We start from the raw sequence: 14,265 nt of genomic DNA, 5'->3' as shown, positions 1-14,265 counted from the left end.
TTAATTTTCGATTTCGTTGTTGGAAAATTTTTTCCACCGCGCGCAAGATAAATCAAGCCAAGCTCAATTATTTTAGCGGGCTTGGATAATCTATTATTATCCAAGCCTGCCCAACCACTCATTTAGGTGGGTTTTAGGATAATTATTTGATGATACCATCGCAAAACTTTTCTCCTTTAATTAAAAATAGCTTTAAGTTCCATCTTGGTCATTGTTTCGGTAGAATTAATAAAAATTCTAATAACCCAATGGATTCTTACCTCGTTCTACTTAAAATAACATAAAATAGCAAAGGTTTTCTTTCGGTATTTGTCTATCTTTATAAATGAGGATTGGTTTCTAAAAAATTGACCTATAGGTAATAAGACCGTTTTTCAAAGCCAGATTTTATTCCTCGTTTAACTTCCCCAAAGATTAGTACTGACTATTAACTATTAATTTTTAATATAAACTGGCTTCTTCAAGCCCGGCTTTGTATCAATATTAATTAAAAACCAATGTTATGAGCACGCTATATCTTGGTAGCTGTGATAAAGGTAGTGTACCTAAAGATCGTAAAAAATTCCTTAAACCATTTCATAAAGATGGCCTTACCACTAGTGTTGTTTCTTTTCGTGATGACGATAGAACAACTTGGCGTTCCTTTAGGGAGGGAAATACAGATGAAGTAGCGCAATTACAGCAATTTCTATATGAAGCAGGTTTTATGCCTAGAGGTGTTATTGACGGTATATTTGATTATGTTACTCAAGCAGCTGCGCGTTTATTTCAGGAGTATGTGCGTACTTTAGATCCCCAAGGAGATAAAACAATGGTGCCTGATGGTATTGTGGGAAAAGGAACCATGCAGCACATAAATCGATGGAAAAATCAAGGGAAAGTGGCAGAATGGGGCAAAGCAGTATCTGCACCATCTAAAGAATACAGTGATTGGATTAAGCTACTTAAGAAAGCGAAAGTATATTATCAAGCTAATCCTGGACCAATTATGAAGGCTGTTAATACCTTACCCAATACATATTCAACGATAAAAGCAAGGAATTGGAATTTTGAGCCCGATGAAATTCATCTTATCGGTATTAGGCGTAACCAAGATAAAACTGAAGCCAATAAACGTGCTAATGACGATTTATTTGTATTGCTAATTGGCGGGATGGTTTTTAAGTTTTGGGGTTCTACTGACCCTAGCAAAAATATGGTAGGAACAAGAAGGAATGCGCCGTTCTTGGTAGAAGGACAACACAAATATAGATTTGGTTGGCATAAGATTAGTGTGGAGAAAAAAATATATCGTGCACTAAAACCTTATAACTCAAGAGGTGTAATTGTGCTACGGGATTTAGACAGAGACAATGCGCTTTCGCCCAATGATCTTTTTGTAAAGGGAAATAATAGTCTTGAAGTTAATAATAGCATCAATATTCATTGGTCGGGGATAGGTACCTCTAACTGGTCGGCTGGATGTCAGGTTATCGTCGGTAAAAACTATATAAATAATCGCAATAACTTGGTAGATTGTTCAAAGTTTACCTCTACAGCTTATAGTCAACTTAACAGCCGGTCAAAAAAGACAAAGGGAGCCTATAATGTTCTGGCAGACCTAGTTGTTTGCTACTCCAAGCCTGGCGTAAACCATGTTTTATACACATTAGGCCGTGAAGAGTCACTTGATCTTGACGCCAATTTTGGGTTTAATTATGCAATAAATGCGTTGCTGAAAATGAACCCGAATGCTATTTAATTCTCACGCTTTTTCCCAAGTACTTTTAGAGCGCAAAAAAAGCAGTCTCAACTGTTGTAGCTATTGTTCTAACAAGGTTAAAACGTATAATTTTACTTAAACAATCAGCCATAGAAAGGCGTGATAGGTTTTAGCGAAAAATAATCTAGTGTAGAGACTATTTGAATCAATACAAATATAAAATCGTATTATTCAAGCTTGAAACACTACTTTTGCAGGAAATATAATTAGGATGGAATCATTTAGCGAATTTAACATTTCCAAACAACTGCAGTACGCCATTACCGATCTAGGTTTTGAACAACCTACACCCATTCAGGAAAAGTCCTTTTCTGTAATCATGTCAGGAACCGATATGGTTGGAATAGCACAGACGGGTACGGGTAAGACCTTTGCGTATATGCTTCCTATATTACAGGGTTTAAAATTTTCAAAAGAAATACATCCACGGGTAATGGTGTTGGTGCCCACGCGCGAATTGGTTTTACAAGTTGTGGAGGAGATTGAAAAGTTTGGAAAATATTCCTCTGTACGAGTTTTAGGAATTTATGGAGGTGCCAATATTAATAAGCAAAAAGCAGCTGTAGCCCAAGGAACCGATATAATTGTTGCAACTCCAGGGCGGCTATACGATTTGATTATTAGCCGCGCCATTCAGCTAAAATCCATTAAAAAAATGGTAATTGATGAAGTAGATGTAATGCTAGACCTTGGGTTTCGTTTTCAGCTAACAAATATCTTGGAGTTGCTACCCAATAAGCGACAAAACATAATGTTCTCTGCAACGATGACAGACGATGTAAATGTATTTATTCACGATTTTTTTCTAAAGCCCACTACTGTTTCTGTAGCGGTAAGCGGAACACCCTTAGATAATATTTCGCAATTTGCTTATTCAGTTCCAAATTTTTATACCAAGGCAAATTTGTTGCAACATCTGCTTCAAAATAAAAGTGATTTCAAAAAAGTTCTAGTTTTTGTTCCGAATAAAAAAAGTGCCGATTTACTATTTGATCTTTTGGAGGAAGGCTTCGGAAGTGAAGTGGCCGTAATCCACAGCAATAAAACACAAAACTATAGAATTCGTTCCATTGAAGACTTTAACAGTGAGAAAACCAGGATTCTAGTAACTACTGATGTTATGGCGCGCGGTCTAGATTTGGATCAAATTAGCCACGTAGTCAATTTTGACACCCCATCTTTTCCCGAAAACTATATGCACCGCATTGGGCGAACGGGACGGGCGGAGCAGGAGGGAACCGCTATTTTATTTTATACCGAAAAAGAAAAAGAAGCGAAAGCAGCTATTGAAGCCTTGATGGATATGAGCATTAAGGAAGTAGAACTGCCTGAGGAGGTGGAAGTTTCAAAACAATTAACCTATGAAGAACGGCCTCAAGTAGTTGAAATAAACAACCCCAAGAAAGTGGAAGAAGTGGGGCCTTCTTTCCATGAGAAAAAAGAAAAGAACAAAAAAGTAAACCTTGGGGGTTCCTATAAACGAAACATAAAAAAGAAATATAAAAAGCCGAAAACGCGTGGTGATAAAAACTATAATAAACGCAAAAAGCGGTAAATTGGTTTAACGGTCATAGACAATTTCTACAAATACAGCGTTGGCTTGTAAACTAACACTTTTGATAAGATAGATGTTGCCAGTTTTAGTGCTATATCCAGATTTATGGTTTACCGCTAAATCGTTATAGATATAGCGGTTTTTTGTAGCTTGAACAATATCATTAATTTTTGGTATATCATTTCGTGTAAACTCACTATCTTTTCGGTAAAGTATATGGAACACTGGGTCGGGAATTTTATTGTTTGCGGCTCTTCCACAATAAAGGAAACCACTTTTCCCTATCTCCTTTATCTTTTTATGAGCATCATCATTATGGGTGCCTAATATTGAATCATTTTTAATATAGCCTAAATACGAAGCTAAGTTGTTTTTTATCTTTGCCGTATTCCATGCATTTTCATCAAGATTTGAATTCGCTATTTTAGCTTTTAGAGTTTCTATTGTTGAACGGGCGGTTGCCGTATCTTTTGCAAACCTTGAAAATTGAAGAATGTTATTTAAAGAGTCTTTTTCGATAGCAGCTAAATTCAAATATTTTTGATATCCTTTTACGGTATTAGCTGTCTTAGCTACTTGCCAAGCTTCTTGAAGATTTATAGAGTCAAGAAAGTTTTGTGCAATTTCAGCATATTCTCCTTTAGGATGAGACTCTAAATAGGTTGCAAACCCTGCCACGTTATTTTTAGATTTAGCTGTATTCCAATCCATTTGATCTATACTTGGCTTAAGGAGAAAGTAACTAAAGAGTCCAAAAAATGCAAGGGCAATCACGGTATATAAGCTTCCTTTTTTAACGCGTTTAACTCTCCGTTCATTTCGTTTTTTTTTGTTGTAAACTTTAGCGCTATCGGAAAGGTATTTCATCCCTTCCTCAAAATTATCGTTGTAACGGGAAGCCCATAGTTTGTTGGGCCTAAATTTTTTGTACCATTCGTGGGCAATTTCAAATTCCCTACCTGATAATAAATCCTTTCGGTTTTCTTTATTGGCAATATATGCATCGCAAAGGCGAATATATTGAATTGCAGCTTCACTTTCCTCATCTACCCATGCGTTCAGAGTCTTCCAATGCCTTATTAAACTTTCATGAGAGATGTCAATAAGCTCGTCATTTGAGTCGCCTATTTTATCAACCACCAAAAATGAACGGTTATTTTTTATGAATGTATTTATTACATGCTGCAGCTTTTCTTTACTTGCCCCAGTCAGTTCTTTTAAATCGCTTAGTCTTGCCGGTCTTCGTGTTTTTCTGCCATTTTCGTCGATGGTTGTCAAAGCTTGGAATAAAGCTTTTGCCAAGGGCAGCTCATCACTTTTTAACTCTTTCAATGCCTCATCAGCATGCGTAGATAGGGCATTTTCAATTCCGCCTATTTGTTTGTAGTCATTTAGGTCGAGTTCTCCATTTTTATCTACGTTGTTTTCATATTCCCAGATTCGCATTAAAGCGTGTTGTACTAAAGGAAGTTCGTCTTTCACTTCTCCCAGATCGTTTACTAGACGGGAGGTTAGCGCTGGATTAAAGTTCCCGCCATATAGTTTTGCGGGTCCTTCAATGACTTTTTTTAGGTTGAGTCTGTTTAGCCTCGGAACAAGGTATTGGCTTCTGTTTAAAGCTTCTGGTAAACCAAAAAATTGAGCACAGTCTCCAATAAAATCAGAGCGCATTGTCAAGACTACGTAAAGGGGAATGCGAGTTTGCTCTGAAAGCTTTAAAATTGTGTTTACAAAGTCGATTGCTTCAGTTCTATAGGAAACATCACGTTGTTTTAGAGAAAAACGAAAGAGTTCCTCAAATTGATCTACAAGTAAAAAGAAATTAGCATTTTTATTTTTCCGAAGTGGCTCTAGCACATTTAAAACTGCAGAAACCCCTTCTTTTTTAATTTGCGTAATAAAACTAGTTATTTCTGAATTTTCTATAGTTGGATCAATTTGATGCAAAATAGTTTTAGCCAGATTAAACATCGGGTTTTGACCGGGTTTCATAATGGCAATCATCCAATGGCTACTGTTTTCTACTAAAAAACCACCTTTTAAAGCAGGGATTAATCCCGCTCTAATCAAGGAAGATTTTCCACTGCCCGAACTACCAACTACTGCCGAAAAACGATTGGAGTGCAAGCGTTGCAATAACTCCAGAGTTTGTTCGTCACGACCAAAAAACAATAAGTTTTCGTCATCGCGAAATGGCCGAAGTCCAACATAGGGGTTAAAGGTTTTTTCGCTCATAGCCTTAAAGCGTTTAGGTCCTTAATAAATGCTTCTATTATCGTTTGGTCAAGAGCATTATTATGGCTGTTATCCACCAATTTAACCATTGGGTTTTGAGCGACTTTAATAGCATTTACATCTTTTTCTGGAGGGGCGGCATAGATGAAGATGTCTTGCCCGTAACGGTCGTAATCCATCAGTTTTTTGAGGGTGTTCTTAACACGAATATCTACCCAGTCTTTATGGGTTTTGTCTCCATATAAAAAGATGAATTTTTTAGCCTCCCCAATGTTTGCGTATAAAGATTTAATGTTTTCCTGTGGATCACCATCTTCAGGATTGAAGATTAAATCTACATTGTAATCACTTAATATTTTTTTTAGGTTGAAAGCTTGTTTGAAATCATCGGTATGAGTATCCAGTAACACTTTTATGGGGCCTCCATCAGGAGTTTTACCCTCCAAGGTTTTCTGCAGCTGAAGTTCTTGTATCTGCTTTGCATAGTCATCAATTAACATGGCCAATTCGCCTTCGTTACCCCTTACAAATTCATACTTCTTAGAAGAAAGGCTTGCGTCTTCTAAGTGCTTAACAAATTGTCGATACCCATCATTTTCAGTCCTATTTAAGTCGGCGTCTCTTGAAATCCATATTAATTGTGGAATTTCGGATTCTAAAACTAATTCGGTTTGTCTTTGAATATAGCGGTCTTCCGTTTCACCTGGTATTTTTCTACCTGGGAAATCTCCTAAAATATTAACTGCGAATTGCGATTTGGAAATGGCATCTTTTGTTTTGTTTTCATGTGCTTCAAAATTGCCAACAGATGCATCTCCCGTTATAATATGATATCCTTTTTCCTTTAAATTAGCAATAACCCCATCACGTCTGTCATAAAGTGAATCATTTACCTCTGACATAAATATGGTAAAACCCTTCTTTTCTTCTTTTTCCGCATTCTCAGCTACGGGGGGTGCGTCTTCTATTTCTAGTAGTTCTTTTGAGAAGTCGTCAAAAATACGTACCAAGGCATTGCGCAGTTGTATCATTTGCTCGCCAAATTCTGGGCTGGTGTTTTTTAAAGGGTCGCCGTATTCATTATCATCAAAAAACGGAAAACCACTTGTGCCGCTCAATTTATCAAGCCACTCGGTATGAGGAATGTTAGACATAAATACTGGGATAATTCGCGAACGATTTCCCACGGTCGCCCCAACTTTTTCATTTGCTATCTTTTGGTAAAAGTGCTCAAGTTCTTTTTTGCAATATTCAGATTGTGGATATAGCCTAGAATAGAGGCATATCATAATAGCAGATTTGTCTATTGCCTCTGCTATAGAATTGTCGAATATTTCACTACGGTCAAGATTTTTTGAATCCCACCAAATTTTGATATTTCTAGAGTGTTTGTTGAGCTTGGTGTCTAAATATTTATAAAATTGATCAATCCATCCGTCTTCCTGAAAAGTCTCAGATTCATTATCAGCGTGAACATAGCTGATAAAAATGTCATATTTATATCCAGGAATTAATGCCATAGTATATCTTTATTAAACAATAAAAGTGAGCCTTTTACAAGTGAGGAAAAAAATATCTCTACTAATTTACGAATTATAACCTAAGACTGCTATGTAATTTCATAAAAAATAGAGATTAGTTACTTAGGCATCAGGTTATTGTGCGATATTTTCCAATTGAGAAGTTCAGAGTCTAAAACATCCAAATTCTTTATTGGTGAGGAATTACCATACTTAGGGAAAACTATTATATTCGCAGCCACAAAATAAGTGGTAAGTGGCGTCCGGAAAGGTGGATTCATTACAAAATAATTAAAAGCAATATCAATATTAAATCGGTGTTTGTTCTAAAACTAGTCGTGTCCGACTAAGATATAAGACCGCTGCGCTTAAAGACATAAGACGTAAGACTTGCTTTTTAATAGATTGAAAACTAGATAAAATTGATTTAACATACTTTTTAATCGATAAATTTTGAGGCTAAGTATAATAGCATGCTGTCATTAAATAAAAATATTCTAATGACCTATTATCTTTGACCCAACAAATTTTCTCACTCTTTTAATCGGACACTAATGTTCTAAAACCATAAACTAAAACTCCTGCAGTAGCAAATTGAAAACAGAAACCAGAAATTTAGCCCTAATCATTCTTGCTTTTTTTCCCATCTACGTTATTTGGGGATCTACTTATATGCTCAACAAAAAAGGTTATTGAACCATCCAGTACTGAAAAAAATGGGTATGTATATCAATTTGACTATCAAAATTTAACGCCTGGATTGTATTTTCTACAAATAATAAATGAACAAAAGACGGAAGTAGTTAAGATACTGATAGAATAAATTTTAGGGGTATTTTATAACCTGGACACCATAAAAGCAGCTGGTTAAACTAGAATCTACTTTTAAATAAAACGAAGTAATTATTTAATGTTTTTATTATAAACTCCCCTTGGCCAAAACAGCCTAAAAACTGTTTTGGCTTTTTATATTTATTAGCACTTTAGCTGATACATACTAACCTATACATTAAGCTGAGAAAGGAAGATATCGTATTTCGTAAAACAACTTTTTAAAAAGTACTATCTTTGGATATTTCACAATAACCGCAGTGCATGAAAATTCTTCATACCTCCGACTGGCATATCGGGAAACAACTTCATAAATATGACCTTAGCCCAGATCTCGCCTTGTTTTTTGACTGGCTTATAGCTTATATTAAAACTGAAAACATTGACGTTTTACTGGTTTCGGGAGATGTTTTTGATCAAGCAAACCCTTCGCAAGCTGCTTATAAACAATACTACGATGTATTAAAACAGCTTATCCATCTAGATTGCAAAATTATCCTTACAGGGGGTAACCACGATTCGCCAGCGGTATTAAATGCCCCAGCCCAATTGCTAAAAGCTTTCAATATAAGTGTTATTGGTGGCGCTACTGATGCCATTTCTGAAATGTTCGTGCCAGTAGAAAAAAACAATGAAAAATTGGTAGTTGGCGCTATCCCCTTTTTAAAAGATCGTGATATACGGAAATCCGTTGCAGGAGAAAGCTACACCACTAAAATTGAACAAATAAAATCGGGGTTACAAACGTATTTTTCCAATGTAAATAACCATTATACCGAACATTATGCCGATACAGTTTTCATTTTAATGGGCCATCTTTATGTTCGAGGCAGTGCGGTTTCAGAAAGCGAGCGCGACATCCAAATAGGCAATCAAGCTGGGATGGAGGCTGATATGTTTGGAGAAGTTCCAGATTATGTTGCGCTGGGCCATATTCATAAGCCGCAGGTAATTTCACGTAAGCAAAACATTTATTATTGCGGTTCACCAATTCCGCTTAGTTTTTCTGAAAAGGAAGATTGCAAGCAAGTTAATGTAATACATCTTGATAACAATAAAATAACCAAGGTGGAAATTGTTTCAATTCCGAAGCATAGAAATTTAGTCACTTTTGAAGGCAGTTTACAAGAAGTAACACAAAAGTTAGATACTTATTCCGAAGAAACCACGCTTACGTCTCTCGCTGAGATTATCGTTAATGAAGAAAGTGAAAGTTTAGAAAGAAGGCAGGCTTTTGAAAATCTTGTCAATTCGCAGTCCAATGCAAATATTGAGGTTGTAAAGTCTCGACTTAATTTTGCTAACAAGATTCGCGGTGCCAGTGACGCTTTTGATGTGGGTACTGATGTTGCCGATGTAACCCCCATGCAAATGTTTGAAAAGAAACTGGAATTGCAAAGTGGCTTAGAAAACACCGAAGACTTGAAAAATGCTTTCCGAGAAATTTTAGAAGAATTGAATTTATAGGTTATGAAAATTCTAAAAATAAGATTTGAAAATATACACTCCCTTAAAGGAGAACACGAAGTAGATTTTGCCGATGGTATTTTAGCAGACGCCGGACTTTTCGCCATTACCGGCCCCACAGGTTCGGGAAAGTCAACCTTGTTAGATGTTATTACTTTGGCGCTTTACAACCGAATTGCCCGGGTAGATAAAAACGTTAGTAACGCTATCCTGGAAGATGACGGCGGAATTATGACCCGTAATATGACCAGTTGCTATGCCGAAGTGGAATACCGCGTAAACGGCAAAAATTATCGCAGTCATTGGTCTATAGCCCGTAACAGAAACAACAATCTCAACGCCCGAAAACAGGAACTGGTAGTGGTAGCCACCGGTGAAATTCTAGAATCTGGCACCAAGACACCCGATAAAAACCAAGAAGTAATTGGTCTTAGTTATAGTCAATTTGTAAAGGCTATGGTCTTGTCTCAAGGCGAATTCAGTAAGTTGCTGCAAGCTCCTAGAAACGAACGTAATAAATTGTTGGAAGACATCACTGGTGCAAAATCTTACCGGGAAATAGGAAGAGCAGTTTATTTACGATTTAAAGGAATTGAGAAACAAATAGAGCTAAAAGAAGCCAGTCTTGAAGGAATAGAATTGTTGTCTGAAGAAGCTATTTCCGAAAAGAAAGAAACGCTTAAAACATTAACCAAAAACAAACCCGAGACTGAAAAAGCTTTTCAAACTGCTTCTGAAAAGATTAAAGTGCGACAAGAATTACAGCAACGTCAAACAGAGGAAAAGCAATTAAAAACCACAAAGGAAGCATTAGAAAAGGATCTCACAGATTTTAAGCCATATAAAAGAGAATTAGAACAACACGAAAAACTTTCTAAGTACAATGTAAACCTGAGAGATTACGACCTTGCAATTAAAGAGGTTGGTCAATATGATACGGAGTATAATTCGCTTATAAAATCTAAGGATGAAGCACAGAAATTACAGCAATCATATTTAGGTGCTGTGGCTAAGCTTCTTAAAGAAAATGTTACCATAAAAACCGCTAATGAAAAGCTTGATGCTTTCCGAAGTAAAATCACAACACTTCAAGCTGAGGAAAAAAAGAAGCAGAGTGAGGCTTCGCTCTTTCAAGGTCAAGTTAGTAAAGAAGTTGGAAAAATAAATCAGTTGGGATACAATTTATCCATAGCAGAACACCCCAAACAATTTAAAACTCAGGTGCAATCGTTTACTAATAGCTTAGTGGACACAATAGAAAATTCTGGTGCCGATTCTTTTGAGCAATTGAATTCGCAGTTAGAAGTCGTTCGCAATTCAAATGAAATAGCGGCTCAATTACTCACTAAAAAAGAACAATTGGTCAAAAATCAGGCACAGCTTAAAACGTATCAAGACAAACTTCAAGCAGAGAAAAAAAGTTTGGAAGAGGATACCAAAGCCATAGCCGATTTAGATAAAAAAGTTTCAACTTTGAAAAAGGAAGTAGAAACTTTAGAGAAAACCTTAGAACAGCAGCGTAAACATCTGCGTTTAGAGGAGTATCGCCTGCAATTGGAACCGGAACAGCCTTGTCCGTTATGCGGGTCTAAGCACCATCCATACGCTACGGAAGAACCGTATTTTGATGCAAAGGAGGAACTTTTAAAGGAGAAAAAAGAATCGCTTGATAGGAGTGCAAAGCATCTAATTACTTTAAACCAAAAAAATAAGTTTCAAGTAAAGGAAATTGACAGTTCAAGCGCCAATATTGAATCGCTTAGAGCAGAAGAAAGTCAAACTTTAGATCTACTAAAGGCGCTTGCTAACGAGCTGAAGTGGGATCACACAGAAGATTTAGAAAGCTTAAAAACACACCGAATTGCCCTAAACCAGCAGATTTTAAACTTAGAAAAGTCTAAACAAGCGTTCCAGGCAGATTCAATTTTAAAAGATTTGAATGAAAGTTTAAAGCAATGGGAAAATGCAATGGACGCTTTTAATAGTTTAAACAAAGAACGCGTTGCGCTTTACGATGGGCAGGACATTAACGAAAAAACCAACGTTTTATCGTCTAGGCTTACACGTTCAGTTGCAAACCTTTCCTCCTTAGCCAAGCAACAGGAAAACATTGAAGAAAAACTAAAAGAAGCAAAGTCAGTAAAGACTAAAAAGGAAGAAAATTTAAAAGAGATTCTTATAAAAGAGAAATTTGAAAACCTTCAAGGTTTGCGCAAGGCGATTATCTCAGAGGGCCGCGCTGGTAAAATTCGTAAACGTGAAAACGAACTCAAAGAGCGCAAAACAAGGCTTTCAGAAAAGGAAACGGTCTTAGAAAAAACATTAAAGCAATTGACCGAAAAAGATGATGGTCTAGTTTCGTTTGAAGTATTGACTTCATCGGCTGAAGAAACCAAAAAGAAATGGCTTGAGCTTTTGGAGAATATCACCATAATTAATGAAAGATTAGAGGCTGATACTAAATTACGGGAACGTCAGCAAGTAGTTATAAACCAGTTAAGCCTTTTGAAAAAAGACCGTGCCTTGTGGAAATCAATGAACGATTTAATTGGCGATGCTACCGGAAACAAGTTTTCAAACTTCGTGCAAGATCTTACTTTGGAGCAGTTAATAGGGTTTGCTAATAAACGGCTTTCAGAGTTTAGCGATCGGTATCTATTGGATATTCCCACCGCAGATGAAGCGGAAAAGAGCGACACCTTAAAAATATTTGATAAATATATGGGGAATGCCCGCCGATCTGTTCGTACTTTATCTGGCGGTGAAACCTTTTTAGTGAGTTTGGCAATGGCCTTTGCATTGTCTGATATCGCTGCTAAAAATGTAAAAATTAAATCTTTATTTATAGACGAAGGTTTTGGTACTTTAGATCCAGAAACCTTGGATCAAGCTATAACTATCCTCGAAAAAATGCAAAATGAAGGCGATAAGTCTGTTGGCGTGATCTCGCACGTAAGCGCATTAAAAGAACGAATTACCACGCAGGTTAAGTTGGAGAAGGGGAGTTTGGGTTATTCCACTTTAGCAGTAGTGAATTAAGTTTTTCGCTCCGGTTTTATTTTATTTTGGAAGCACCTAAGTACTGTGTTTTTTCACCTTGTTAAAAATCTGTCTTCTGAAATGATTTTATAATAACCAGCCCACAAACTACAGCAACTGCGGCCAATATTACAGCCAAAACGATGTTGCTATAAATAAAATTCCCAATGGCAAACAGGGTGCAATAAACACCAACTACACCCGCAAAAAAACCTAGGATCTTCATCCCAAAACCTTTAAATTTAGATTCGTTGCCAAATATTAAACTGTTGAAACTGTTTAGGGTGTCAGCGTCTGATGGTTTGGTTAAATATGTAACGAGCACCCAGCCAATTGTAGTTACGACAACGCCAACTACCAATTGCCAGTGTCCAGCCAATTCAAACATTGGGGTTTCCATTTTTCCGTTTATAAAAAAGAATGCAGCTATTATAAATGATATTACCATCGCGGCAATTTCACTATATGGGTTTATTCTGCTCCAGAACCAACGTAAAATAAAGAGTAAACCCGTTCCTGCACCAATTGAAAGCAGTAAGTTAAAACCATCGCGCGCCTCTTCCAAAACAAGGGCTAACAATCCTGCAAGAATCATCATTACAACTGTTGAAATTCTTCCAACTGCAACTTGTTCTTTTCCACTAGCTTTTTTCCTAAGAAAACGCACATAAAAATCGTTCACTACGTAAGAACTTCCCCAGTTTAAGTGTGTTGAAATTGTACTCATAAACGCAGCAATTAGTGAAGTAATAACGATCCCTAGTAATCCAGCTGGCAAAAAGGTAAGCATTGCTGGATAGGATAAATCATTTTTCACAAATGACGGGTCTAAATTTGGAAAAGCAGCTTGTAAACTCGCAATATTTGGAAAAATAACTATTGAAGCAAGACCAATAATAATCCATGGCCAAGGTCTAAGTGCATAATGAGCAATATTGAAGAATAGCGTGGCCCAAGTAGCGTGTTTTTCATCTTTAGCAGCAAGCATACGCTGGGCAATATAACCACCACCGCCAGGCTCAGCCCCGGGATACCAAACACTCCACCATTGAACAGCCAACGGAATTATAAGTAGTGGAATTAATAATTCAGGTTTTGAAAAATCGGGAAGCATCGCTGTTTTAGCAGCCACAGCTGGAGTTGAGAGAAGTTTATCGATTCCTCCAATTTCGGGCATATTTACAATGTAAATAGTCGCCCAGATACTTCCCACCATAGCAATGATAAACTGAACAAAATCCGTTAGCAAGACACCTTTTAAACCTCCAAACGCTGAATAGATAACGACTACTGGAGCAGCAATCAGCAGAACTTCGTAAGATGACAAACCAAACATAACGTGGCCAATTTTAATCGCGGCCAAGCAAACATTCGCCATAATGACGATATTGAAGAAAACACCGAGATAAATTGCTCTAAACCCTCTTAAGAAAGCGGCGCTCTTACCGCTGTAGCGCAATTCGTAAAACTCTAAATCTGTAGTAATTCCACTTTTCCGCCAGAGTTTGGCGTAGAAAAATACGGTTAGCATCCCTGTTAATAAAAAACTCCACCATATCCAGTTTCCAAAAACTCCGTCTTCACGGATAACACCTGCAACGAAGTTAGGCGTGTCGGCTGCAAATGTCGTGGCTACCATACTTACACCAAGAAGCCACCAAGGCATATTTCTATCAGATAAGAAAAAAGATTTTGAATCTTTTCCTGATTTTTTTGCTACAACTAAGCCTATAGCAATAAAAACAATAAAGAATGAAATTATAATTACCCAGTCAAGAGTTTCTAAATGCATAAATATAGTTTTGTTCGGTGGGTTTCTAAAACGGGGTAAAGTACTTATTTAAATAGATATTTTA

The 14,265-nt window shown here is 36.8% G+C and carries 8 protein-coding genes; 5 read left to right on the top strand and 3 right to left on the bottom strand.

Annotation, left to right across the window (positions count from 1 at the left end; genetic code table 11):
• Window positions 1-502 precede the first annotated feature (502 nt).
• Both QPK98_RS05145 and QPK98_RS05140 read left to right on the top strand, forming a co-directional pair.
• Window positions 503-1,741, top strand: a complete 1,239-nt coding sequence (locus QPK98_RS05145; protein WP_310991988.1) for a peptidoglycan-binding domain-containing protein — start codon at window positions 503-505, stop codon at window positions 1,739-1,741.
• A 232-nt stretch (window positions 1,742-1,973) separates the two neighbouring features.
• Window positions 1,974-3,317, top strand: a complete 1,344-nt coding sequence (locus QPK98_RS05140) for a DEAD/DEAH box helicase (RefSeq protein WP_310991987.1) — start codon at window positions 1,974-1,976, stop codon at window positions 3,315-3,317.
• 6 nt (window positions 3,318-3,323) lie between these two features.
• Here the strand turns inward: QPK98_RS05140 and QPK98_RS05135 are convergent, their stop codons facing one another.
• Both QPK98_RS05135 and QPK98_RS05130 read right to left on the bottom strand, forming a co-directional pair.
• On the bottom strand, window positions 3,324-5,552 hold the full coding sequence (locus tag QPK98_RS05135; RefSeq protein WP_310991986.1) for an nSTAND1 domain-containing NTPase: 2,229 nt from the start codon (window positions 5,550-5,552) through the stop codon (window positions 3,324-3,326).
• On the bottom strand, window positions 5,549-7,072 hold the full coding sequence (locus QPK98_RS05130; RefSeq protein WP_310991985.1) for a toll/interleukin-1 receptor domain-containing protein: 1,524 nt from the start codon (window positions 7,070-7,072) through the stop codon (window positions 5,549-5,551). The genes QPK98_RS05135 and QPK98_RS05130 overlap by 4 nt, the downstream gene beginning before the upstream one ends.
• Before the next feature lie 670 nt (window positions 7,073-7,742).
• Between QPK98_RS05130 and QPK98_RS15765 the strand changes: the two genes are divergently transcribed.
• The 3 genes from QPK98_RS15765 (at window position 7,743) to QPK98_RS05120 (ending at window position 12,409) form a co-directional block, all read left to right on the top strand.
• A complete protein-coding gene (locus QPK98_RS15765; RefSeq protein WP_494337530.1) occupies window positions 7,743-7,895 on the top strand; it encodes a T9SS type A sorting domain-containing protein in 153 nt (50 codons plus the stop codon).
• A 272-nt stretch (window positions 7,896-8,167) separates the two neighbouring features.
• Window positions 8,168-9,370: an exonuclease SbcCD subunit D gene (locus QPK98_RS05125; RefSeq protein WP_310991984.1), complete on the top strand. Its 1,203-nt coding sequence runs from the start codon at window positions 8,168-8,170 to the stop codon at window positions 9,368-9,370.
• A gap of 3 nt (window positions 9,371-9,373) precedes the next feature.
• The gene (locus QPK98_RS05120; RefSeq protein ID WP_310991983.1) at window positions 9,374-12,409 is read left to right on the top strand and encodes an AAA family ATPase; all 3,036 of its coding nucleotides are present in this window, start codon (window positions 9,374-9,376) and stop codon (window positions 12,407-12,409) included.
• A 61-nt stretch (window positions 12,410-12,470) separates the two neighbouring features.
• Here the strand turns inward: QPK98_RS05120 and QPK98_RS05115 are convergent, their stop codons facing one another.
• Window positions 12,471-14,201 (bottom strand): sodium:solute symporter family protein, encoded by a 1,731-nt coding sequence (locus QPK98_RS05115; protein WP_310991982.1) that lies wholly within the window; start codon window positions 14,199-14,201, stop codon window positions 12,471-12,473.
• Between the last annotated feature and the right edge of the window lie 64 nt (window positions 14,202-14,265).

This window comes from Aequorivita marina (assembly GCF_031631895.2).
Lineage (GTDB): Bacteria > Bacteroidota > Bacteroidia > Flavobacteriales > Flavobacteriaceae > Aequorivita > Aequorivita marina.
The sequence above is the reverse complement of the archived record's forward strand: the minus strand, read 5'-3'. Positions and strand labels throughout refer to the sequence as shown.